This window comes from Martinezella sp. CNPSo 3957 (genome assembly GCF_057784395.1).
Genome location: NZ_JBXSOU010000015.1, coordinates 43,011 through 63,773, shown reverse-complemented (window position 1 = coordinate 63,773; position 20,763 = coordinate 43,011). Strand labels below are relative to the sequence as shown.

Annotated in this window: 24 protein-coding genes and 5 pseudogenes; 13 read left to right on the top strand and 16 right to left on the bottom strand. The window is 58.1% G+C overall.

The window, feature by feature from the left end; all coding sequences use genetic code 11:
• The first annotated feature begins 31 nt into the window (after positions 1 to 31).
• A complete protein-coding gene (locus tag AC13QE_RS26530; RefSeq protein WP_488485949.1) occupies positions 32 to 247 on the top strand; it encodes a hypothetical protein in 216 nt (71 codons plus the stop codon).
• Positions 248 to 762: 515 nt separating this feature from the next.
• On the opposite strand, the gene AC13QE_RS26525 is transcribed toward AC13QE_RS26530, so the two are convergent.
• From AC13QE_RS26525 to AC13QE_RS26515, 3 genes are all read right to left on the bottom strand, one after another.
• On the bottom strand, positions 763 to 1,062 hold the full coding sequence (locus tag AC13QE_RS26525; RefSeq protein ID WP_488485948.1) for a hypothetical protein: 300 nt from the start codon (positions 1,060 to 1,062) through the stop codon (positions 763 to 765).
• Between the two features lie 116 nt (positions 1,063 to 1,178).
• Positions 1,179 to 1,736 carry an endonuclease/exonuclease/phosphatase family protein gene (locus tag AC13QE_RS26520; protein ID WP_488485947.1) on the bottom strand — a complete coding sequence of 186 codons (558 nt, stop codon included), beginning with the start codon at positions 1,734 to 1,736 and terminating at the stop codon, positions 1,179 to 1,181.
• Positions 1,679 to 1,945, bottom strand: a complete 267-nt coding sequence (locus AC13QE_RS26515; protein WP_488486014.1) for an endonuclease/exonuclease/phosphatase family protein — start codon at positions 1,943 to 1,945, stop codon at positions 1,679 to 1,681. Before AC13QE_RS26515 ends, AC13QE_RS26520 begins: the two co-directional genes overlap by 58 nt.
• Between AC13QE_RS26515 and AC13QE_RS26510 the strand changes: the two genes are divergently transcribed.
• The gene (locus tag AC13QE_RS26510; protein ID WP_488486018.1) at positions 1,826 to 2,134 is read left to right on the top strand and encodes a hypothetical protein; all 309 of its coding nucleotides are present in this window, start codon (positions 1,826 to 1,828) and stop codon (positions 2,132 to 2,134) included. The two genes, AC13QE_RS26515 and AC13QE_RS26510, sit on opposite strands and share 120 nt — an antisense overlap.
• 276 nt (positions 2,135 to 2,410) lie before the next feature.
• On the top strand, positions 2,411 to 3,292 hold the full coding sequence (locus AC13QE_RS26505; protein WP_488485946.1) for an NmrA family NAD(P)-binding protein: 882 nt from the start codon (positions 2,411 to 2,413) through the stop codon (positions 3,290 to 3,292).
• Positions 3,293 to 3,346: 54 nt separating this feature from the next.
• On the opposite strand, the pseudogene AC13QE_RS26500 reads toward AC13QE_RS26505, so the two are convergent.
• Positions 3,347 to 3,474 (bottom strand): annotated as a pseudogene (locus tag AC13QE_RS26500) (VOC family protein); the annotation flags it as partial.
• A 496-nt stretch (positions 3,475 to 3,970) separates the two neighbouring features.
• Between AC13QE_RS26500 and AC13QE_RS26495 the strand changes: the two are divergent.
• Positions 3,971 to 4,675, top strand: a complete 705-nt coding sequence (locus AC13QE_RS26495; RefSeq protein ID WP_488485945.1) for a DUF899 family protein — start codon at positions 3,971 to 3,973, stop codon at positions 4,673 to 4,675.
• Between the two features lie 24 nt (positions 4,676 to 4,699).
• Here AC13QE_RS26495 and AC13QE_RS26490 read toward each other — a convergent pair whose 3' ends face one another.
• The gene (locus AC13QE_RS26490) at positions 4,700 to 5,113 is read right to left on the bottom strand and encodes a YybH family protein (protein WP_488485944.1); all 414 of its coding nucleotides are present in this window, start codon (positions 5,111 to 5,113) and stop codon (positions 4,700 to 4,702) included.
• A gap of 158 nt (positions 5,114 to 5,271) precedes the next feature.
• Between AC13QE_RS26490 and AC13QE_RS26485 the strand changes: the two are divergent.
• The 5 genes and pseudogenes from AC13QE_RS26485 to ligD form a co-directional block, all read left to right on the top strand.
• Positions 5,272 to 5,469 (top strand): annotated as a pseudogene (locus tag AC13QE_RS26485) (exonuclease domain-containing protein); the annotation flags it as partial.
• Positions 5,470 to 5,870: 401 nt separating this feature from the next.
• The gene (locus AC13QE_RS26480; protein ID WP_488485943.1) at positions 5,871 to 6,401 is read left to right on the top strand and encodes a 2Fe-2S iron-sulfur cluster-binding protein; all 531 of its coding nucleotides are present in this window, start codon (positions 5,871 to 5,873) and stop codon (positions 6,399 to 6,401) included.
• Positions 6,398 to 7,387: an FAD binding domain-containing protein gene (locus AC13QE_RS26475; RefSeq protein WP_488485942.1), complete on the top strand. Its 990-nt coding sequence runs from the start codon at positions 6,398 to 6,400 to the stop codon at positions 7,385 to 7,387. Before AC13QE_RS26480 ends, AC13QE_RS26475 begins: the two co-directional genes overlap by 4 nt.
• Positions 7,384 to 9,687: a xanthine dehydrogenase family protein molybdopterin-binding subunit gene (locus AC13QE_RS26470; RefSeq protein WP_488485941.1), complete on the top strand. Its 2,304-nt coding sequence runs from the start codon at positions 7,384 to 7,386 to the stop codon at positions 9,685 to 9,687. Before AC13QE_RS26475 ends, AC13QE_RS26470 begins: the two co-directional genes overlap by 4 nt.
• A gap of 319 nt (positions 9,688 to 10,006) precedes the next feature.
• Positions 10,007 to 10,114 (top strand): annotated as a pseudogene (gene ligD, locus AC13QE_RS26465) (non-homologous end-joining DNA ligase LigD); the annotation flags it as partial.
• Between the two features lie 148 nt (positions 10,115 to 10,262).
• Here ligD and AC13QE_RS26460 read toward each other — a convergent pair.
• The 4 genes and pseudogenes from AC13QE_RS26460 to AC13QE_RS26445 form a co-directional block, all read right to left on the bottom strand.
• The gene (locus AC13QE_RS26460) at positions 10,263 to 10,538 is read right to left on the bottom strand and encodes a hypothetical protein (protein ID WP_488485940.1); all 276 of its coding nucleotides are present in this window, start codon (positions 10,536 to 10,538) and stop codon (positions 10,263 to 10,265) included.
• Positions 10,539 to 10,548: 10 nt separating this feature from the next.
• Entirely contained in the window at positions 10,549 to 10,848 is a 300-nt protein-coding gene (locus AC13QE_RS26455) for a DUF982 domain-containing protein (protein ID WP_488485939.1), read from the bottom strand.
• A gap of 68 nt (positions 10,849 to 10,916) precedes the next feature.
• Positions 10,917 to 11,390: an Hsp20 family protein gene (locus AC13QE_RS26450; RefSeq protein WP_488485938.1), complete on the bottom strand. Its 474-nt coding sequence runs from the start codon at positions 11,388 to 11,390 to the stop codon at positions 10,917 to 10,919.
• A gap of 290 nt (positions 11,391 to 11,680) precedes the next feature.
• Positions 11,681 to 11,971 (bottom strand): annotated as a pseudogene (locus AC13QE_RS26445) (DDE-type integrase/transposase/recombinase); the annotation flags it as partial.
• 229 nt (positions 11,972 to 12,200) lie between these two features.
• On the opposite strand from AC13QE_RS26445, the gene AC13QE_RS26440 reads away from it, so the two are divergent.
• Positions 12,201 to 12,701, top strand: a complete 501-nt coding sequence (locus AC13QE_RS26440) for a hypothetical protein (protein WP_488485937.1) — start codon at positions 12,201 to 12,203, stop codon at positions 12,699 to 12,701.
• On the top strand, positions 12,694 to 14,334 hold the full coding sequence (locus tag AC13QE_RS26435) for a hypothetical protein (RefSeq protein ID WP_488485936.1): 1,641 nt from the start codon (positions 12,694 to 12,696) through the stop codon (positions 14,332 to 14,334). Before AC13QE_RS26440 ends, AC13QE_RS26435 begins: the two co-directional genes overlap by 8 nt.
• Positions 14,335 to 14,422: 88 nt before the next feature.
• Here AC13QE_RS26435 and AC13QE_RS26430 read toward each other — a convergent pair whose 3' ends face one another.
• Complete coding sequence (locus AC13QE_RS26430) at positions 14,423 to 14,998, bottom strand: hypothetical protein (RefSeq protein ID WP_488485935.1); 576 nt, start codon at positions 14,996 to 14,998, stop codon at positions 14,423 to 14,425.
• A 123-nt stretch (positions 14,999 to 15,121) separates the two neighbouring features.
• Here AC13QE_RS26430 and AC13QE_RS26425 point away from each other — a divergent pair, with 123 nt between their 5' ends.
• On the top strand, positions 15,122 to 15,589 hold the full coding sequence (locus tag AC13QE_RS26425; RefSeq protein ID WP_488485934.1) for a LysR substrate-binding domain-containing protein: 468 nt from the start codon (positions 15,122 to 15,124) through the stop codon (positions 15,587 to 15,589).
• A gap of 14 nt (positions 15,590 to 15,603) precedes the next feature.
• Here AC13QE_RS26425 and AC13QE_RS26420 read toward each other — a convergent pair whose 3' ends face one another.
• The 4 genes from AC13QE_RS26420 to AC13QE_RS26405 all read right to left on the bottom strand — a co-directional run bounded on the left by AC13QE_RS26420 (position 15,604) and on the right by AC13QE_RS26405 (position 18,990).
• Positions 15,604 to 16,497, bottom strand: a complete 894-nt coding sequence (locus AC13QE_RS26420) for a LysR family transcriptional regulator (RefSeq protein WP_488485933.1) — start codon at positions 16,495 to 16,497, stop codon at positions 15,604 to 15,606.
• Positions 16,498 to 16,627: 130 nt separating this feature from the next.
• Positions 16,628 to 17,422, bottom strand: coding sequence for a carboxymuconolactone decarboxylase family protein (locus AC13QE_RS26415; protein WP_488486013.1), 795 nt, complete (start codon positions 17,420 to 17,422; stop codon positions 16,628 to 16,630).
• Positions 17,423 to 17,568: 146 nt separating this feature from the next.
• Positions 17,569 to 18,552 (bottom strand): aldo/keto reductase, encoded by a 984-nt coding sequence (locus tag AC13QE_RS26410; RefSeq protein ID WP_488485932.1) that lies wholly within the window; start codon positions 18,550 to 18,552, stop codon positions 17,569 to 17,571.
• A 60-nt stretch (positions 18,553 to 18,612) separates the two neighbouring features.
• Positions 18,613 to 18,990: a DUF2255 family protein gene (locus AC13QE_RS26405; RefSeq protein ID WP_488485931.1), complete on the bottom strand. Its 378-nt coding sequence runs from the start codon at positions 18,988 to 18,990 to the stop codon at positions 18,613 to 18,615.
• A 373-nt stretch (positions 18,991 to 19,363) separates the two neighbouring features.
• Here AC13QE_RS26405 and AC13QE_RS26400 point away from each other — a divergent pair.
• Positions 19,364 to 19,582, top strand: a pseudogene (locus AC13QE_RS26400) (SOS response-associated peptidase); the annotation flags it as partial.
• 34 nt (positions 19,583 to 19,616) lie between these two features.
• On the opposite strand, the gene xth reads toward AC13QE_RS26400, so the two are convergent.
• Both xth and AC13QE_RS26390 read right to left on the bottom strand, forming a co-directional pair.
• Positions 19,617 to 20,417: an exodeoxyribonuclease III gene (gene xth / locus AC13QE_RS26395; protein WP_488485930.1), complete on the bottom strand. Its 801-nt coding sequence runs from the start codon at positions 20,415 to 20,417 to the stop codon at positions 19,617 to 19,619.
• Positions 20,414 to 20,596, bottom strand: a complete 183-nt coding sequence (locus tag AC13QE_RS26390) for a DUF3606 domain-containing protein (protein ID WP_488485929.1) — start codon at positions 20,594 to 20,596, stop codon at positions 20,414 to 20,416. The genes xth and AC13QE_RS26390 overlap by 4 nt, the downstream gene beginning before the upstream one ends.
• Between the last annotated feature and the right edge of the window lie 167 nt (positions 20,597 to 20,763).

Sequence of the window (20,763 nt, the reverse complement as noted above, 5' to 3'; positions counted from 1 at the left end):
TGTAAACCAGCCAGTCACCGAATTGTCGAGCATGGACGGATTGGAAGTTGGCGGCGGAGCCAATCAGGCCACCTCCAATTCACCAACTCCGCGCTTTGAAATAGTGATTGAAAAAATCTTAGAAGGCATCGGGTTGGACACAGTGCCTGAGGATCTTGATAACCGCTGGAAAGGAGCCCCGCAGGCGCGGGCCTCAATTCGTCCTCTGTTCACCGGCCTCAGCCCGGAGCTGATCGATGGCATTTAGCACCTCGTCCGCTGGCCACCCCGCACGCAGCGCTGCGGCGACAAGGCGAACCTCCACCTCCTGCTCGAGCTTAAGAAAGGAAACCTCCAGCGCTTCTTTTGCCGTCACGACGTGATCGTCATGTGGCGCAACGTCAAGAATTCTTGCAGTCTTTGGCAAAGTACTCTCCCGTCAAGTTGAGGGACTGCTTCAATGATTTGATTGCCCCGTCTGGATCGCGGCGTTGGGATTTTCGCCAGCCCATGCGAAAGTCCGAGGTTCAGTTCCCTCGCCGCTGGTATCCTGCTTACTTTTGGTTTTCTCGGAGACGACCTTCCCCCTTTGTCATGATAGGCGGAATAGGCAGCCCTTCCGTGGCACCGGGTGCCCCGTTTCCTCATATTTCCCCGGCCGCCCAAAAGGGAGATCTTTTGTCTCTTGATGCTTCTGCTCCTTCATGCCAGCCCCCTTGCGGCGCGATCACTGGACCGGTTCGCAGAACCGGAACAAATGGTCGATACGTGTTCCAAGCGGTATCAATTCGCGTTCGTCGTTGGAAGCGTGTCAAGCACCGGCACTATGCTTTCCTTCAACTTTTCAAGGTACTCGAGGGTTTTTTCATGGCGCAGTCTTTGCTGGTCGTCCTCAGCTTGGAACAATGCCCGTGACAGGCCGAGTTCTACATTTTCGAATACGTTAAGAGCAAATTCCATTGCATGAGGCTCATGCATGAGAGCAAGTCTCAGAAGGAGCTGCCCAGAAACATATTCCTGCAGTTGAAGTCTTGCTTCAAGGCCCTGAACGGTCTGCTCCAAAGTCTCAGGATTCGCAGACATTCTTTCCTCCTTATCCTGTGATTGGGGGATGGTGACACGTCATCGACGCAGTGGCGCTTTGAATATCAAACGTGGCGTCTGGTTGACGACGCTTGCGGGCAAGTTCTTGCAGTCCGCTATATTCTTTGGAATTCGATATCGACCATGACACCGTAGTGATCGCTCGGCCATAATCCGTCCACCGGACGATTGAAGACGCATTCTGCCGAGAGAACTTCCGCACGCCCTTTCGGATGCGCTTCCCATGATCCGACCAGCACATAGTCGAACCGCCGGTGATATCTCGATTGGCCGATGATGTGTTCCGCGCCGGCCTTCGCATTTGGATTGGTTGTCGTCCAGGTGTCGCCTTTTCCATTTCCAGCAATTTCCCAAGCATCGTAATAGCATATGCTTCTGCCATTGAGCGATTGTCGGCCGGTGAGATAGCGGATGGAAGCCGCATCCGGGCCGGCATTGAGGTCACCCGCGATGATCGTCGGCAAGTCTTGCCTGTGCCTGCTATCGAGATCACTGATGGCAACGGCATGGCGCTCGCGCGCTGCCTCGGCGGCCGGGCGCCAGGCAGCGGTAGTACCGAGGAAAAGAACGCTGCCCACATCTCCGAGATCCACGATTACCGCCAGCGTGGCCCACGGAACATCCGGCGCCTGCGGCATTCTAGGATCAAGCACTTCCACCACCTTATCGGCCAGCGGGTAGCAACGGCCGCTCCGCCGTATCGGTCTGCATAAGGCGGCGCGACGAATTGAATATCTTGCTGATGAGTGACGTGCAGACCGAGGTCTTCCATGATCGCGTCGAGGGTGTTTGCCTGCGGTGTCTGAATGACCTCCTGCAGAGCCAAAAAATCCGGTTTCAGGCGACGAAGCTCCTGATTGATTATCTTGTGTCTGCGGCTTTCGCCTTCGGTATTCCAGACATTGAGCGTGACGACTCGAACACGCATGGCTACTCCTTGCGGCTGGTGTTAACTCGAATGCATGCCAGCGGGATAAGTTCCTTCGACGCGGCTGTTGATTACGCCTTGCTCTTCGTGTTTCGACGTTCGGAAGAAGTTTCCGAACTTTGACGGTCGTCGGGCGTTACGCTCAAGGAATCAGCAGTGCGGGAGTTGTGCATGGGCTGGTGGTTCGATCATCGACATCCCCCGGTTCGCCTGTCCAAGTCCGAAACCGCAACAACTCCAAGCGGGAGACTTCCAACGGTTCCTGACGGCCACGTCGCCGCTCGCGGGTTACGCCCTTATCGAAGCGGAAAGCTTAAAAGGAGTGATTGAGATGGTTTCAAAGACGTTACACGTGGTGACACACGGTCTCGTCGAAGTCTGGCCACGGGAGCAGGTCAAATGACAAACCTGGGTGCTTTCGTTGTCCTCGGCGCGACTGGTCATATCGGATCGGTCGTTGCTCGAACGCTTCTTCTAGATGGTCATCAGGTCATTGCGGTCGTGCATGACGAAGCCAAGGCCGGCGACCTCAAGTCCAAAGGAGCGCAGATCGCTGTCGTCGACGTCGGCGACCCGCAAGCTCTGCGCGCGACGCTGCGTCGCGGTCGACGGGCGTTCTTGCTTAATCCTCCGGCTCCTGTCACCAGCGACACGGACGCCGAGGAAAATCGGACAGCCACGAGCATTACCGAGGCCGTCGGCGGCGCCGGCCTCGAAAAGGTCGTGGTGGAGTCCACCTATGGTGCGCAGGCAGGCGACGCGATCGGCGATCTCTCGGTCCTGTGGAATTTCGAACGAGGCGTCGGCTCCGCCGCGGTTCCGATGGCAATCAACCGCGGCGCATATTACTTTACCAACCTCGACATGCTTGTCGGCCAGGCTCGGCAGGGCTCGATCGCGACGATGTTCCCCGTGCATATGAAGATACCGATGGTGGCTCCGGCCGACTTGGGCCTTGCCGCCGCCAGCCGGCTCACCGGTTCGCTCGATGACATCGGCGTCAGGTATATTGAAGGTCCGGAAGCATATTCGTTTGACGACGTCGCGGCTGCTTTCGCCAAAACGCTCGGTCACGCGGTCGCCGTCCGAACAATGGAGCGGAGCGAATGGGAAGCAAGCTTCATGCAGGCAGGTTTTTCAGAACGTGCGGCCCGAGCCTATGCGCGGATGACGGAAGTGTCGCGAGCTGGCTTTGACAGGCCCGATGACCCAATGCGTGGAACCACAACCCTGCAGAGCCACATCTCACGACTCGTGAATGCAAAGACTTCGGCCAAATAGCTGAAGCCCCACACAGCCTAGCACCCATTACCTGCTCTTGATAGCAGTCGTCCCTCAGCCGCGCCGGGCGGCTTCGATTGCGGCAACATCAATCTGCCTCTTGATCATCATCGCGCCAAATATGGACTTCGCCTCCCCGCCGCGGCCCGCATGGCTTCCATCAGAACGCGAGGTGTGATCTGCAGCATCTCGACGTCGGGATGAGAACGCCGCGGGGAAGGCAAAGCATCTCGCGCGACGCTCCGAGATGACGTGCTAATCGTCATGTCACGTGAGCCCTATGGGTCAACTAGGTGATAAAGGACGGCGAATTGGTCGATCGCCCGGAATTGCGTTAGTCGGGCATCGCGATAGTCCGTCGCTATGCGCTGCTTATCTCGCGCTCGGCTCTCGACAGGATCCGGACGGTAAAAAGTTGGCCAGAGCGGGTCGGCCGTTGCACCCGGCATCACCTTCATGGACCTCTTACCACTTTGTTCGCTTGGGAGGAACGCCCTCCAGTCTGGTGCGATGAGGAGCTCGAGAGAAAAGCCGTTATGCCGATCGTCGTGCCGACCTCATCGCTAAAGAACACGTTTATCGGTGGAACACATCTTGCCCGGGAGGGAGGCTCTCGGATCCATCAACGCCGTTGTGCGTTTCTGCGGGATGACAGCGATTATTCAAGGGAGCGAACACATGAACATTAGTGAGTTAAAATCCGCTGTGGAGCTGGCCGCCAAACGAGTGTCTCGGTTCAAGAATGAAAGCCCGCAGTATTCCAAGGCCAGAACGGCCCTGCTCGCAGAAGAAATCGAAGTCCGACGCCATCTCACCCGGCTTGCGGAGCATCGCCGAGATTTGCCACCTGGCCCGGTCGTCGAAAAACACTACCGTTTCAAGGATGAGAATGGCAACGAGATCGGGCTTGCAGAGCTCTTCGGAGATCACGACACGCTTGTGACGTATTTCTGGATGTTCGGGCCGCAGCGCGAGCGGCCTTGCCCGATGTGCACCAACTTCCTTGGCGGCGCGAACGGCAACGGAGCCGACATCAAACAACGGGTTGCGTTCAAGATCATTGGGCGAAGCCCCATAGAGCGGCAACGGGCATTTGCCATGGAACGAGGGTGGCGTAACTTGGATTTTATTCAGACGGTCGGTGACGACTATGCCCAAGATTTAGGCCTGCTCGATGACGATGGTTACGAATATCCGGGCTTTACAGTTTACCAAAAGGACGGATCTGAAGTTCGTGTCTTTTACAATGCCGAAATGCCGCGCGAAGCGGCCGATCCGGGACAAGATCCGAGAGGCGCTGTCGATATTGCACCGTTGTGGAATATTCTCGATATGACACCGGCCGGGCGCGGCGCAGATTGGTATCCGAAGCTAAAATACTGACGCTACGCTTCCAGCAGTCCTTGGCTATGAAGAGCTCTTCAGCATATCCGCGTGTCGATGGACGAGCTTCCACTCCCCCTCCTCGCGCCGGAAGACCTCTGTCACGCGCAACGACATCGGAACCTCTCCGTCTTTGCCAACCGTCCTGACTTTAGCGTGCTGGAGTCCCGTCCAGAAGCCAAGGTTTCCATCCCACGAAGACTGAAGAACTTCGAAACTGCCGGTACCTCCCTCCTTGAATGAGGCGGCCCCCTTCTCGTTCGAAGCGTTGACAGCTGCCGGGCCTTCGATCCGATCCCAGGACGGAGGAAAGAAGGTCGCGGGGTCGTGGTCCGTCGAGATGTTGATCAGGGTGGCGGAATTGCCGTTGATATAATCAAGGGAAACGCTTTCACGGCGCTTCATGAACTCGTCGAACGTTTCATCCAGGGCTGGCATGGTTATCTCCTCTTCGCTGGGAACAGAACGCCTATGGTAAGGATTTTGTTCGGAACCGGGATCGACGGCTCCTTGGTGTTCATTTGCGTCAAGATTTCAACCATACTTTGCGCAGATCCTCCTAAACCAACGAAATAAGCTGCATATAAACCGGTTTTCTGAATCGAACCGGGGTCAATCTCGCCCGACAATCAACAGACGAGCGTTCCGGGCGCTACCAGATCCTGAGAAAACTCGAAGCTCGCCCGGTCGCCGCCATTTCAAGACTTGGTTATCCCCTTCGAGGCGTCATCCTCGATACGGAGACGACCGGTCTCGACGCAAGAAAGGACGAGATCATCGAAATCGGCCTGATCGGAAATCGGTGTTGGAAATTCATGGCTGCGGCCTTCGACGTGCGGGGCGTCACCGCCCAGGGCACCAACCAAGGCGGCGCTGTAATGTTCCATTCACCGGAACCAAGTGCCGGTCTGCGTGTTGCCTTGTCGAACCCAGAGTATCGTCATGCCGCACCTCGACATTCGCGACCTGCAGATTGCGTTCGACGAATCCGGAGCACGCGGCGGCCATCCAGTTCTCCTGCTGCATGGATGGCCCGACGACGCCTCCACTTGGAAGGCTGTTTGTTAACCCCGGAATGGCTCTGGCCGTCGCATTCATTTGTTCGACGGACAAGCGCATGCAAAGCATCACCAGAATTTTAACGGGTGCCGCAGGGAAGCTTCCAACGCGCACTTCCAGATAAGGGAGATGTCCAATGCAATTTACCATCAACGGAGCAGCGGTGGAGGTCGAGGCGGATATCCGCGCCTCGCTGCTCGATCTTATGCGCAACTATCTGGGATTTATCGGCACGAAGAAGGGGTGTGATCAAGGGGCATGTGGCGCGTGTACCGTGTTGGTGGATGGCGAGCGTATCAATTCCTGTCTTGCGCTTGCCGTTCAATATCAGGGCCGCAGCATTACGACTGTCGAAGGCCTTGCAGCAAACGGTAACCTTCATCCTCTGCAAAAAGCCTTTATCGAGCATGACGGTTTTCAATGCGGCTATTGCACACCCGGGCAACTCTGTTCCGCCATTGGTATGGCAGGCGAAATCGAACGCAACATTCCAAGCGTCGTCACCGCCGACCTTTCGAGGGATAGCGTCACGGTCGATGATATCGAAATTCGCGAGCGGATGAGCGGCAATCTCTGTCGCTGCGGGGCCTATAACGGCATCGTTGAGGCCATTTCCGAAACATTGGTCCAGACGGGGGCGCCAACCGAAGAGAGGGCACGAGCATGAATATTTTTTCCTATCATCGGGCCTCGGATGCTGCCTCCGCCCTCGCGCTCAAACAGGCAGGGCCTACCGCAAAATATCTGGCTGGCGGTACCAATCTCGTCGATCTCATGCGCGAGACCGTCGAGCGGCCGGAAACATTGGTCGATGTCACACATCTATCGAGCACCATTGAACAACGCGCAGACGGCAGTCTGCTGATCGGTGCAGCTGTGAAGAACACCGCGCTTGCGGGGCATGGGGCGGTGCGGTCTCAATTTCCGCTTCTGTCCCGCGCCATTCTGGCGGGAGCAAGCGCGCAAATTCGAAATGTTGCGACAGTCGGTGGCAATATCCTGCAGCGCACCCGGTGCCGGTACTTCTATGATAATGCCGCTCGCTGCAACAAGCGTCGGCCCAGGTCCGGCTGCGATGCTTTGGAAGGTTTCAACCGCCATCACGCTATCCTCGGGGCATCTGAAAGCTGCGTTGCGACACATCCTTCCGACATGTGCGTTGCACTTGTCGCACTGGATGCGGTGGTACACCTCCAAGGACCTGCGGGCACTCGCAGCCTGCCGCTGCGCGATCTTCATCGTCTGCCGGGCGACACGCCCGAAATAGAAACCGAACTCCATCCGGACGAGCTCATCACGAGCATTGAAGTTCCGTCTCTACCTTTTGCACATCGGTCCACGTATCGAAAAATCAGGGATCGCGCGAGTTATGCTTTCGCTCTCGTTTCCGTTGCTGCTGCGCTTGATGTCGATGACGCTGGCAACGTGAAAGATGTGAGGCTGGCGCTTGGTGGCGTTGCACACAAGCCTTGGCGAGCGCTGAAGGTCGAATCATGTCTTAGAGGCCAAAAGGCCAATGCGGAGAGTTTCCGGGCCGCCGCCGAGGCAGAGCTCGCAGACGCTGTCGGCTTGCAAGACAACACTTTCAAGATCGAGCTGGCGAAACGAACCATTGTCGCGGTTCTTGAGGAATTAAAGGGAGAAAATGCATGAGCGCCGATACCCAGACACTGCCCGAGGTAGGCAAACAAGGTCGCTGGCAACCTGCCGTTACGTCCGATCCATTGCTACGCAAGCATGGCGCGCTCGGACAGTCGATCTCTCGCATCGAAGGGCCGATGAAGGTTCAGGGCAAGGTCCGTTTTGCGGCGGAGTTTCCTTATGATGATATCAGCTATACGGCGCTTTCTTTCAGCACCATCGCGCGCGGGCGCATCATCGAATTGGATGTGAGCGCTGCGGAGGCCGCGCCCGGCGTCATCCTCGTCATGACCTATAAGAACGCGCCGCGGATGAAGGCGCCGTCACTGATGATGTCCTCCCCGACAGCAGCCGGGGCCAGCAATCTTCCGGTCATGCAGAACGACGAAATCCATTGGAATGGTCAGCCTATCGCCCTGGTGCTGGCAGAGACGCAGGAACAGGCGGATTACGCAGCATCGCTGGTAACGGCGAAGTATGAACTGTTACCGGCCGTCACATCTTTCGATGAAGCGAAGAAATCGCGCCGTCAGCTTGACAATCTGCTGGGCCAGCCACCCTTCATCGAGATCGGAGCTGCCGAGACCGCGCTCGCCAGTGCGGAGGTTAAGGTAGATGTTATCTACCGGACCCCGCGCCACAGCCACAATGCAATTGAGCTTCATGCGGCAACCGTTGCGTGGAATGGCGATGAATTGCGAGTCCATGATGCCAGCCAGTTGCTCGACCTCACCACGGGTCAGCTTGCCGATATATTCGATCTCGATATCAGCAAGGTCCATGTGACCTCGCCCTATGTCGGCGGTGGCTTCGGCGGAAAATGTCTCTGGGACCATCAGATCCTGGCCTGCGCGGCCGCCAAACTGGCGAGCCGCCCTGTTCGGATCATGCTGTCTCGCGAAGGTGTATTCAGAATTGTCGGTGGCCGCACGGTAACGGAGCAGCGTGTCGCGCTTGGAGCCAAAGCCGATGGTACACTCGATGCACTGATCCACACGGGAACGGCGGCGATGACAGTGCATAATGCCTGCCCAGAACAGTTCACGTTTCCCGCTCGCCATCTCTATGCCGCCAGAACATTCCGCATCGGTCAGGATGTTGCCGATATGGATATGCTGGCAAATACATTCATGCGCGCTCCGGGCGAATCAGTCGGCACCTTCGCACTTGAATGCGCCTTGGATGAACTGGCCGAAAAATTGGGATTGGATCCCATTGAGCTGCGCCGGCGGATCGAACCGAAAAAGGATCCCACAACCGGAAAGCCGTTCTCATCGCGATATCTGATCGAGGCCTATGACAAGGGCGCAGAGCAGTTCGGTTGGAGCAAACGGAGCCAGACACCACGCCAAAGACGAGAAGGCGAATGGCTCATCGGCATGGGATGCGCCACCGCGACTTATCCCTACCACCGGTTTCCTGGAGCCGCGGCAAGGATCAAATTGACGGCAGACGGCCATGTGACAGTCTCAACTGCCGTTCATGACATGGGCATGGGAACCGCCACGGCTCAGGTGCAGCATCTCGCTGCCCGGTTGGGCTTGCCTCTCGATCATGTGACGTTCGAATATGGCGACAGCAAGCTTCCACGAGGTGTGATCGCCGGAGGCTCGACCCAAACCGCCACCATTGGCGGCGCGATCATCGCCGCAACTGAGGTGTTCGTGGAGGAGTTGATCAAGCTCGCTGGCAATGACTCTCCTTTGGCTGGCCTGTCTCCCTCCGAAATCGAGCTGCGCGATGGCCGCCTTTCGCATGTCAGCGACACCAACCGTTTCGAAAGCTACCAGTCCATCCTTCGCCGGGCCGGCCGCGAGGACTTGGTCTGCGAGGCGGAAGCGCCCCCACCGGCCGAAATGGAAGCCTTCTCCATGCATTCCTATGGCGCTCAGTTCTGCGAAGTGCGCGTCAGCGCACTGACCGGTGAAACCCGCGTCTCACGCTTCCTCGGCTCTTTCGATGCGGGGCAGATTTTGAACAGCAAGATGGCAACCAGCCAGTTCAAGGGCGGGATCATCATGGGCCTGGGTCTCGCTCTCACGGAAGAGACCAGCTTCGACGAACGCACCGGGCGTATCGTCAACGCATCACTTGCAGACTACCACGTGCCGGTGCAAATGGACGTCCCGCCAATCGAAATCCTCTATACGAACAAGCCCGATCCCCAAGCTCCGATGGGCGCGCGCGGCATCGGAGAAATCGGTATTACCGGCGTTGCTGCCGCAGTGGCCAACGCGGTCTATAACGCCACAGGCGTTCGTGTTCGCGACCTGCCCATCACATTGGACAAACTGATGGTTGATCGGGATTGACACCCTTGCCGGCGAGCCGACTTTTGTTCGGCTCGCCAAGTGAGATGTCTGTACAGGCTTCAAAGAGGCCGAGATGATAAGGCTTCAGTGGAAGCGAAAGCAGCCGCCTATACCCTATTCCGGAACGGATGATACTGTCTGGGTTGAGCCGACCCGATCGCAGAGATCGAGTTTTGGGTCTAGACAACGGACGGCAAATTACGTCATCCATCCTCCAGGGATTTGCGAGAACGCCAGGACCACGCCAAAAAGGGAAATCTGCTGCCTCTTGGAGCGCGTGATACTATTCATGTTTAGCACCAGGTATGGAGGCAATGCATTGGCCGTTATTGCCCAGATCGGCGGCGTCGAGTTGCATCCCTGGAACTTCGAAACGGGCCAACCGAAAGTGCCAGGTCGTCTTGTCTTCGACCTCGATCCAAGCCCGCACTCCGTCGGAGACCTGTTCGACGTCTACTTCAAATCCCCGCCGTAACCTCGACCTCGCTCTGAAACACTTCGGTCTCTACCATTCCGATCTCGATCTCAAACGGCCGCCACGTGAATGAACCAGCCCGTTCGGCCGGTACGCTCAATCAATATCCGTAGCGCCGCTCAAGTTCTTTAAGAGCAGCCTGAACCTCATCGATGGAAACCGGCGCCGGTGTTCCAGTCATATGACGGAACGCCGGCTTTGAGTCGATCGCGTAAAAATCCGAAGCCCATGAGGCCAGGATGGTCCGTTTGTCATCTGCGGAGAGTGCGGTCGCTTTCACCACGTCGAGCGGCCGCTCAATCCGCATGCCGTGAAGCAGGATCGTCGGACCCCTCGCAGCGGCACTGCTTGCGGCCTGCTGCAAAATCTCGTGCATGTCGGCCTCCTTAGCAAACGTGCGGATCTTTGTCGTGCCGCCGACGGGAGGCGGCGATCACGTTGGTTTCCGGCGCCAGCAGATCGTGTTTCTCAGCAAAGGCAGCGAAGAGACCGCGCGCGGTCTCGGCCTCGATATCACCGCGCAGCGCGGCACCGCATGCCCTGAGCGCCACCGAATGTGCAGCGTCTCTCAATGAGGCCGGCCATTCCGCCAGATGCCGGTAGGCGTCCATGACGCTGTTGACCTCAGCCGGAAAGCCAAGGCCGACGAGGATGGTAACAGGTTGTCTGAACAAATCGGGTTTCATCGCTCTCTCCTTCCCAACCCGGAATGAGGGCGCCAGGGGCGGCGCCCCTGTTCTGCGGACAATGCGGGTTACGCTGCCTTCTGCGCTTCAATTTGCGCGGGAGCGGCGGAGGCCATTGCGGCGGCGCTCTGGATGGAGATCTTGCGCGGTTTCAACGCCTCCGGGATCTCACGCACGAGATCGATCGACAGGAGACCGTTTTGCAGATCGGCGCCGTTCACCCGGACATGATCGGCAAGCTCGAAGCGGTGCTCGAACGGCCGACCAGCAATGCCACGATGCAGGTAGCTGTCATTGGCGCTCTCCTGCTTCTTGCCGGTGACGGTTAGAAGGTTGGACTGGAAGGTGATGTCGAGATCGTCCTGGGCAAAGCCGGCCACCGCAATCGAGATCCGATAGCTGTCATCGCCGGTCTTGACGATGTCATAAGGCGGCCAGTCGCTGATCGAACGGGCACGCTGGGCGCTTTCGAGAAGATTGAAGACCCGGTCGAACCCGACGGTCGAGCGGAACAAGGGTGCGTAGTCGTAAGATGTTGCCATAGCCATATCCTCCTTGAAGCAACATGGGTACGGAAGCGCCGAAAGGCGGCGCTCCCAGCAAGGCCAGCTCTGTCTTCAGCCGCTGGCGGCAATCGATTTGGTTTTCGAGAATTTCGGATTCAAGAGCCCCGACCGGAAAAATTTTACGCAGCGCCGACGGACTGAAACCCCTCCTCAGTCGAGTTCATAGACAGCGGCATTGTCCTGGATCTCGCGCAAGCCTCTGTAGGAGGCGTGGTTCTGTCGCAACACGGTATCGAGGTCACGGATGTTGAGCCATGCACTGGGGCTCAGGCGGCAATAAGTTCGAATTGCTCTGCGATTGACGGGCGTGGATTGTCGGCGAACCTTAGCCGCCGTTTGCGCATCATGTGGACCATCTCGATACCGGAGAGAATGACTTCAGCGCTTGCCGTCAATTTGAAGCCGAGCACGGACGGGATGCGGCGCTTGATACGCCGATGGTCCTGCTCGATCCGGTTGTTGAGATATTTGCTCTTGCGGATGCGGACCGGGTTCAGTGAACGCCGCGATCGGTTGCGCAGGCGGTCTTCGGCATTGCAGGAAATGACCGCCTCCCGATAATCCAGAAGAATGACATTTCTGATATTTGCTTTCGAAAGGACGGCACGTTCTGCGGGAAACAAATATCTTTTTGCTCTTTGAGCGCTTGCAATTCAGGGCCGGAAAAATATTGTGCGGCATTGCAAAGTGGATGCCGATCGGTGGTGAGGCGGGACCGTCAAGCGATCCCAAGACGAGCGATCTCGTTCCGTATCTGCGTCAGATGGCCTGGAGAAAGTCGCTAGCATGATCAAGCGTTTGCCGTTGCCCAGGGCGCTATTCTTCGCCGCATTGGGAATTCTCGCAGCGAGTAGATTTTCTTACGCCGGATCGGAGCAAACATGGCAGGAGGACCCCGTCAGCCACTGCAAATTCGTCGCGCCTGCTTCGCTGACGGCCGGACCCACGTTTTGGACAGGCGCCTGCACGGATGGCAAAGCCTCCGGCAATGGTATGCTGCGACGCCGCGACGGCAACCGCGCCGGCACTGCCTTCTTTGGACAAATGAAGGACGGAATTCCGCAGATAGGCGTCGTCGACCTCGATGAGGGATACCGGGTCGGGACCTTTGATCGCAACGACATCGGCGGCCAGGCTGAACTGGAACCTCAGATTCGGATCGATGCTTTCCGCGCCGCTATCGAAGCCGCACGACTTGTGAGTTCCAAATATAAGGCGGAGAACAAGGATGCATCGGCACAGCTCTACGAAACGCTTGCAAAAACGTTCGAAGCGCAGCTTGATTGACCAGAATCCTTTCCGTCTGATCCTGCTCTGTGCAGCTCTTTTTGCGCCCGCATCCCTATCGGCACAGGAAGCGGACGAGGCCGTCAAAGGCCTTCTCAAGGTGCTGGATCTTGATCAGGCTGGGGAGGCGATGATCAGCTACTGCGAGACCGCCGCGCCCGCCATCGCACCTCGGCTGAAGGCGGACTGGCGGCGCTGGCGAGAACGTGCCGAGGTCGCAAAAGCGATGGCGGCGATCGGCGACGCGCAGGTGACGCGGATCCGAGACATGACGCGCCCGACTGCCACGCGCCTCGTCGAAGAGATCAAGCAGCGCGGCGCCGCCGCCGAACACTGCCCCGACCTTTCGAGCTGGCTGAACCAAGGGCCGTTCGATACGCAGAAAGCCTTTCCCGCCTATCATGCCCGGCTGAGGGAAGGTGGACAATTCGCCTTTGCGCCCGCTTCCGCAGCATCGCCCTCAAGCCCGAGCACCGCGGCTGGTACTGCCGATGCAGCCATGGTTCGTGGCAATGTCCGGGTTCCCGGCGCGACCTTCTATACGCCCACCCAATTGCAGGCACTGTTCGAAAGCTGGTGGGGACCGTCCAGGGACTTCGATCGCGCCCGGCGTAGCATGGCAGCGGCCATGCCGCTCATCATTCAGGGCAAGCTTGTCCGCTATGGCGATGCTTTCTTCCTCGAGGACAATGACGGGATATTCCGCTCGAAGCAGCGGGTGAGCCTCAGCCTTGCCGATAGCGTGCTGGCACCTTATGAGGGCAAGATCATCACCGTGCGGGGCCATCTGAACGAATTGCCGGGCGCATTGGTGTTTCTCTACGGGGTGGAAGCTCTTGATCCGGCAGGTTTGGTTCCGTCCGATCTCCCCGTCGACGGGGGCCGCGTACGGCTCAATGTGCGTGCCGATCAGGTCATGACTACCGCCGGCAGCGGCATAGCTTCGGCGCAGATTCATGGCATCCTATACAACGACTATCGCGAAGGCGGCGGTCAATATGTGGAGGATGTGCTGCTGCTCCTGACGGACGGCAGCTATTACCGTGGCCGTGTGGCGTCGTCCCGGCTCGATCTTGCCAAATCGCGCCGCTTGCAGCCCCAGCTCTGGGGCAAATGGCGCATGCAGGGGACCGGCTTTCAGATCCAGCCCAGCGATGATGAGGGCCGCCCAAAGGCCTGGACCGACCAATCCGGCGCCCTCCTGCCTAATTGGAAGCAAGGATCATCGCTTGCGGGAACATTCACCAACAAGAGCTTCAACGGCAGCATAGCCCTGGGCGGCGTATATCGCGAGACGTCGTATCGATTCACCCCCGATGGCCGGTTCGAGATCGTTGACTTCGCACGCGGCGGATCGGGATCCATGGCGGCAACCGGCGGCTTTGGCGGCAGTGCCACGCAGTATTCAGATGGAAAAGGTAGCCGCGGCTCGGCCGGCGGAGGCAATGGCGGTATATTCGCCGGCAGCCGATCGGCCAGCGATGACGGCAAAGCCAATCGAGGCACCTTTACGCTTGAAGGCTACACGATCACCCTCAGCTTCGATGACGGCCATGTCGAAACCCTCCTCTCCGCGCCGTGGGATGGTGCGCGGAAGATACTCATCGACGGAAGCGCTTATTCGCGCGAGTGAGATACCGCCCGAACGGCGACGAGGACGGCTCGTCGGAATGGGTTTGGCGGATTTGGAGCTGCGCCTCCGAAAGCCTGTCGGATGTTCGTCACTTTGAACGAAACAAACTCGTCAAATGGTGAAATCGCTGCGCCCACAATAAGGGATCGGCCATTTCGGACGAGGAAGGCGCGACCAGGCGGTCAAGGCGCGGCAAGAGAAACGCAGCCCAGTCGTCAAGATCGCTCGTGCCGAAATATGGCAGCCAGACGTCGGCGGGAGCATCCCATTGCGTCGCATTTGCCCGAACCAGATCGCCCAGCTTTACCAAAACGGTTGCATTGTTCTCTCCGACAACTTCAATCTCCGGATCGGGATCGGGCCTGGGAAGACGCGCGATGATGCGTTCTTCCAAAGCCTTGCCAACCATTCGATCCGCCTCGTTCAGGCGACGAAGTATTCTCGTGTCGCCGGCACGGTCAGAGCCTTCTGTCATGTTGAGCGTAAATTTGCCGCCCGTGACGCCGTTGGAATATTGGGATACCTGCAGCCAAAAGACCCTTCTGCCGCGGGTAAAGCTTGATTTGCCGGTACCTTGCGATTTCCAGCCCAGCTCCTGAAATCTCGAAGCCAGCAGCGAATGCATATACCGATGAAAGTCTCGACTTTTCACATAGTCGCGCATGCTTTGCTGCCTATCTTTTGCGAGCCATCCCCAGCCATGGACCATCTCATAGCATTCTCGAAGGCACAATGTGCGGCGACATGCAAATCCACGCTCTCTACTGGCAAGCCAATGCCTCCCGGATTGGCAAGAAGATTTTTGACGGTCGGCGGCTGGTCGGCCAACGCAAGGCGCTATGTGCGTCTCCGGCATATCTTGCGGAACGCGGACAACCGCATTCCCTCGTCGATTTGCGGGATCACGACACGCTCGTCTATTTGGCGCAACGATTACGCGTTACCCTGGCGGCTTCCGGACGCATCGGGGGATCTCGTCGATGTGCCCGTCAGTTCCAGGCTCCGTTTCGATGACCTTGAAGCCATTACGGATGCCGCGGTTGAAGGCATGGGGCTTGCCTGGCAGCCCCATTGGCTCATCAGCGATCACATACGTGCTGGCAGACTGGTTGAGCTTTGGGCGGACAGGCCAAGTGCGACGATCGAAGCCTATGCCGTCTGGCCGGCTGCACAGCATCTGCCTTTACGGTCCAGGCTGGCGATCGACGCTCTTGCGAGCGAATTGCCGAAGCGGTTCGGTCAGGAGGCCGTTTAGTTCCTCCAGCCGCATCAGCCAGAATGGCGTAACGCGTTCACGAGAAGGGAGAAGGCCGGCGAGGACTGACGGCGGCTGGGATAGTAGACGTGAAACCCCTCCCAATAGGGCGAATAGTCTTCGAGAAACCGATGCAGGCGCCCGGTCTCGAGATACGGCTTGGCGATATCCTCCGGAACATAGGCAAAACCGAAACCATCAAGCGCCGCCTCGAGAACATTATAGATCGTGTTGAAGACGAGTTGCCCGTCTACCCTAACCTTGATCTCGCGTCCATTCTCCTCAAACTCCCAGGCGTAAAGGCCCCCATAAGTTGGAAGTCGAAGATTGATGCAGCGGTGTAGAGTAAGCTCCTTGGGGTGAGCCGGAATATCCCGAGACGCAAAATAGGATTCTGCGGCGACGACCGCAAAGCGCACATCCGGGCCGATCCGGACGGATATCATATCCTTGGCGATCTGTTCGCCAAACCGCACGCCGGCGTCGTATCGATCGCTGACAATGTCCTGCAGACCGTAATTCACATCGAGCTCTAGCCTGATGTCCGGATATTCATGGAGAAAGCCGCGAAGCTTTGGCCAGATGTAATGCTGGATCTGATAGTCGCCGGCTGTCAGCCGGATGGTTCCGGCAGGCCTTTCACGCAACGCGTTGAGCCCATCGATCGCCATTCCGATTTCGTCAAAAAGCGGACCGATGCTGATCAGCATCCGCTCGCCGGCCTCGGTCGGCGAGACACTGCGCGTTGTCCTCGTCAGCAGCCGCACGCCGAGTCGCTCCTCAAGCTGGCGGATCGTGTGGCTAAGCGCCGACTGCGAAACGCCGAGTTTAGCGGCCGCTTTCGTGAAACTGCGTTCTCTTGCAACCAGCAGGAACACCATCAGGTCATTGATGTTCTGACGTTCCACTCATGATTCCTTGTCATGACCGCATGCTCATTTATAAAACACATGGCCATAAAATAGTAGCAGCCCCGATTGGAACCGCGACGCCGCCGATCACCTTCGCCGTGCTTGCCGGCGGCCACCACTTCGGAATTTATTTCATCCGGTTGCGCAGGACCTCGCCGACAACGGTCGAAGCGGAAAATGCGTTCGGCCATCCGGCATAGAAGGCCGTTTGAGCCACGATTTCTCCGGCTTCTTCGGCAGTGAGGCCGTTATCCATAGCGCGGTTGAGGTGGTAGATAATTTGGGCACTCTGCCCAGAGGCGATCAGCGAACTCACAGTCACAAGGCTCCGGTCTCGTGGTGCAAGACCCGGCCGCTGCCAAAGATCACGAAACAGCGGGTCGGCGGTAAAGAGCACCAGTCCTGGCGAGATCTGTCCAACATTTTTCTCGACCGCCTCGGCGCGCCGCTGCTCCATCTCTTTATTCAAAGGCAGCAAGTGTGGCGAGGCGGCAGGGAGTTGATCGGCCGCGATGTTTCGTGTGGCAAACACCTCCTTCGTCACGGCGATCGCCGACATGGCGTTCGACCAACCTGAGTAGAAGGCAAGATGAGTTATGATCTCAGAGACTTCACCTGGGGTGACGCCGTTATCGAGAGCGACATTTGCATAGTGCTTGAGGTCGATGGTCTGGTTTCGCGCGATCAGCACGGAGAGCGTGACGATGCTGCGGTCGCGCCGCGAGAGCTGTGGCCGCCGCCATAAGTGTCCGATCACGTCTTCTTCCGCATAGCGGGCAAGAACCGGCGATACGGAGCGGATGTCGCTGACCGACAGCGACGAAGCCCTTTCCGGCATACCTCCACCTCCCGCACCTTCCTGAGCGAAGACGGGCTCACCCATGGTGAGCGAGATCGCCGTGACCGCCAAGATCCGTTTCATGGATATTCCTTTCAATTCGATTGTTGTCGAGCCTCGCATCGGACGCGCCTCCATCCGCGTGAACACGGCTTTGGCGGCGCGTTGCGATACTCGTAGTGAACGCCATATGTTTGACTGAGGCGGCTCGACATTCAGACCAAGGATGCCTAGAGCCCCGAACGGCGCAGCATGGCTTCGGGATAGCGGGCGCCCTGGATCACGATATTGGCCTTTTCGATCTCGTCGAGATCGGACTTATCCAGAGCGATGTTCAACGCGCCGATGTTCTCCTCAAACCGCTCCAGCTTACGCGTCCCGAACAGAGGAACAATCCAGGGTTTCCGCGCCAAAAGCCAGGCAAGCGCAACCTGCGCCGGTGTCGCAGCATGCTTCTCGCCGATCTTGCGGATCAGGTCGATCAGCTTCTGGTTGGCAATGCGCGCCTCCTCGGAGAAGCGCGGTATGTCGCCGCGGATATCGGAGCTATCGAATGTGGTGCTGACGTCGATTTTTCCGGTTAGAAATCCCTTGCCCAGCGGGCTGAACGGAACGAGCCCGATACCGAGTTCCTCGATCGTCGGAATGATTTCCTCTTCCGGTTCGCGGGTCCAGAGCGAATATTCGCTCTGCAGTGCGGCAACCGGCTGCACTGCATGTGCCCGGCGAATGGACTGTGCGCCGGCTTCCGACAGGCCAAACCACAGCACCTTGCCCTCGGCGATCAGGTCCTTCACCGTACCGGCGACATCTTCCATCGGCACGTCCGGGTCGACCCGATGCTGGTAATAAAGATCGATATGGTCGGTGCGTAGCCGTTTCAGGCTTCCTTCGACGGAGCTGCGTATCTGCGCCGGCCTGCTGTTGACTCCACCGCGATGCCGGCCGGTTTCCTGGTCGATATCCCAGCCGAATTTCGTTGCGATCTTGACCTTGTCGCGGACGGGGGCAAGCGCCTCGCCTACCATCTCCTCATTGGTCCAAGGGCCGTAGACCTCGGCGGTGTCGAAAAAATCCATACCGCGTTCGACCGCGGTTCGGATAAGCGCGATTATTTCCGCTCGATCGGGCAGCTCGCGCGCTTTGCCGTAACCCATGGCGCCCAGCGACAGAGCGGAAACCTCGAGACCTTGCCCCAGTTTGCGCTTAATCATGTTGTGTCTCCCTCTATGGAGTGGTGTTGGACGGCCGACATCATCAACCCGACCTCGCCCTCAGCGTTTCTCCTGGGGGTCGATCCTCATGGTCGCCGCGCGTGCCCGGGCGCTAGTCATGGGCGCCAGATACGGGCTGTTGCCGTATTTTGCGCGATAGGCATCGTCGATGCCGTCGTTGATCGGCCCGTCGACCGGCTCGAAGGCGACTTCCCGCGTCATGCCGGCGGCAATAATCCGGCCGGCTTTCTGATGAAGCGCGGCCTGGTACCAGCGCGACTTCTGGCCATGGTAGCCACGCACATAGAGACTGCCATCAACCACGACCTCCCAGATCCATGTCGGAGTGCCGTAGGTGGCGCCATCCTCGCGAAATGGTGCGATCTTCAGATCGTCCGCCTGGTCGATTTTCGCAAGCTCATCCTGTGACCAGTTCATGGCCATTCCTCATTAATTATTCGCCAGTCAACAACCGTATTCGCTGGACGGAAGCCTATGGAAGTCGCCGATACTCCTGCAGACGGCCGAGGCGGACTTGTTTTCGTCGGAGCCTCAAACTGCAATGATCTCGGCGTTCCACTTTCGCAGTCACGAGCCCCGTTGAATATAGCGCGATTACCATCGTTCGATTAGGCGCGGCAATTCGCATGGGCTTATGACCGTGGCTAATTAATCAAGGCTTTTGATACGAGACGGTCCCAATTACCCGACGTTTTATCAACCAAGGCGGAAGGGGACTCGAACTACCCGATGCTTGCCGTGCAGTAATGTGATTCAGCGGCAGCATTCTTACAATTAGATACAAAACGACACCATCGACCCGAACGATCTCGTCAAGCCGGTCCATGAGAAGGCCAAGCCGGTCCTGCTGCAGACAAAGGAAGAAACTGAAATCTGGATGCGGGCGCCATGGGAAGAGGCAAGGCATCTTGCTCGACCACTGCCGGGCGATGCATTGATCATTCTGGCGCGTGAACCCTATGGATCATCGATCGTATCGAAGTCTGGCGAACCGGTGGAAAGGCAGTCTGCTGTATCCCGTTGGTCCTTCAACCGGGCACCTATCACTTCGTCTTCCGTTTCTTCAGCGGCTCTTGCTGCAGCTCTATCCAGACCGGGGCATGGTCGCTCGTGTGCTCCCACCCGCGCACGTGCTTGTCGACCTCCGCCTTCGACAGCCTTACCGCGGCTTCGGAACTCAGCAAGAAATGGTCGATCCGCAACCCGGCGTCGCGCGCGTAGGCATTGCGAAAATAGTCCCAGAACGTGTAGATTTGTTCGTCCGGATGCAGGTGGCGCAGAGCATCCGTCCAGCCCTGATCGACGAGTTTCCTAAAGGCCTCCCGGACTTCTACGCGGAACAGTGCGTCGTTCATCCAGCGTTCCGGCTTGTAGACGTCGAGTTCGGTCGGCATGACATTGTAGTCGCCCGCGAGTATAACCGGGACTTCAAGCTCGAGCAGCTCCGCCGCATAGTCATGCAGCCTCTTGAACCAGCGGAGTTTGTAATCGAATTTCGGGCCGGGATATGGATTGCCGTTGGGGAGATAGAGCCCGCCGATGACGATCCCGTCGACGATCGCCTCGATGTAGCGGCTGTGTTCGTCTTCCGGTTCGCCGGGCAGAGCTTTTCTCGTGAGGTGAGGCTCCTGACCTCTGACAAGGATCGCGACGCCGTTCCAGGACTTCTGACCCTGCCAGACGGCACCATAACCGGCTGCTTCGATCGCCTTGATTGGAAACTTTTCCTGCGGCGCTTTCAGCTCCTGCAGGCAGACGACGTCCGGCACGGCCTCATCCAACCATCTGAGGAGGACTTCCAACCGGCCGTTGACACCGTTGACGTTATAGGTGGCGAGCTTCACGATCTAGTTTCGGGCGATTCCGCTTCAACCTTCTTGCGAGAATTACCGGCGCTCTTCACGGCCTTCTTCACCGTGTCCTTCGAAACACCTTCCTTCGTCGCCTCGTAGCGAACTTCATGATCCTGTCCGGCCGCGACTTTGGCGCGATCCTGCGCTCTGCCTCGGGATGTGGTTGCCATTTGGAGTCCTTCTAGTAATTCGGTCACCGGAAAACGAACGCCGATTCAAGAAGTTCCGGCCGACCGCGGTGACCAAGTCAACCACCAGGACTATATGCTTTGCGCAGCAACGATCGATCCCGCGAAATCGGCGAACGCGCGTGCCTTTGCACTTGCCAGCCTGCCGG

What these genes read in the sequence shown, in the direction of transcription:
- AC13QE_RS26415 (WP_488486013.1), bottom strand. Translation starts at nt 17,422, where the DNA reads ATGAAACGGATCTTGGCGGTCACGGCGATCTCGCTCACCATGGGTGAG.
- AC13QE_RS26470 (WP_488485941.1), top strand. Translation starts at nt 7,384, where the DNA reads ATGAGCGCCGATACCCAGACACTGCCCGAGGTAGGCAAACAAGGTCGC.
- AC13QE_RS26495 (WP_488485945.1), top strand. Translation starts at nt 3,971, where the DNA reads ATGAACATTAGTGAGTTAAAATCCGCTGTGGAGCTGGCCGCCAAACGA.
- AC13QE_RS26460 (WP_488485940.1), bottom strand. Translation starts at nt 10,538, where the DNA reads ATGCACGAGATTTTGCAGCAGGCCGCAAGCAGTGCCGCTGCGAGGGGT.
- AC13QE_RS26455 (WP_488485939.1), bottom strand. Translation starts at nt 10,848, where the DNA reads ATGAAACCCGATTTGTTCAGACAACCTGTTACCATCCTCGTCGGCCTT.
- AC13QE_RS26475 (WP_488485942.1), top strand. Translation starts at nt 6,398, where the DNA reads ATGAATATTTTTTCCTATCATCGGGCCTCGGATGCTGCCTCCGCCCTC.
- AC13QE_RS26510 (WP_488486018.1), top strand. Translation starts at nt 1,826, where the DNA reads ATGAGTGACGTGCAGACCGAGGTCTTCCATGATCGCGTCGAGGGTGTT.
- AC13QE_RS26410 (WP_488485932.1), bottom strand. Translation starts at nt 18,552, where the DNA reads ATGATTAAGCGCAAACTGGGGCAAGGTCTCGAGGTTTCCGCTCTGTCG.
- AC13QE_RS26525 (WP_488485948.1), bottom strand. Translation starts at nt 1,062, where the DNA reads ATGTCTGCGAATCCTGAGACTTTGGAGCAGACCGTTCAGGGCCTTGAA.
- AC13QE_RS26440 (WP_488485937.1), top strand. Translation starts at nt 12,201, where the DNA reads ATGATCAAGCGTTTGCCGTTGCCCAGGGCGCTATTCTTCGCCGCATTG.
- AC13QE_RS26390 (WP_488485929.1), bottom strand. Translation starts at nt 20,596, where the DNA reads ATGGCAACCACATCCCGAGGCAGAGCGCAGGATCGCGCCAAAGTCGCG.
- AC13QE_RS26450 (WP_488485938.1), bottom strand. Translation starts at nt 11,390, where the DNA reads ATGGCAACATCTTACGACTACGCACCCTTGTTCCGCTCGACCGTCGGG.
- AC13QE_RS26480 (WP_488485943.1), top strand. Translation starts at nt 5,871, where the DNA reads ATGCAATTTACCATCAACGGAGCAGCGGTGGAGGTCGAGGCGGATATC.
- AC13QE_RS26530 (WP_488485949.1), top strand. Translation starts at nt 32, where the DNA reads ATGGACGGATTGGAAGTTGGCGGCGGAGCCAATCAGGCCACCTCCAAT.
- AC13QE_RS26430 (WP_488485935.1), bottom strand. Translation starts at nt 14,998, where the DNA reads ATGCGCGACTATGTGAAAAGTCGAGACTTTCATCGGTATATGCATTCG.
- AC13QE_RS26490 (WP_488485944.1), bottom strand. Translation starts at nt 5,113, where the DNA reads ATGCCAGCCCTGGATGAAACGTTCGACGAGTTCATGAAGCGCCGTGAA.
- AC13QE_RS26505 (WP_488485946.1), top strand. Translation starts at nt 2,411, where the DNA reads ATGACAAACCTGGGTGCTTTCGTTGTCCTCGGCGCGACTGGTCATATC.
- AC13QE_RS26405 (WP_488485931.1), bottom strand. Translation starts at nt 18,990, where the DNA reads ATGAACTGGTCACAGGATGAGCTTGCGAAAATCGACCAGGCGGACGAT.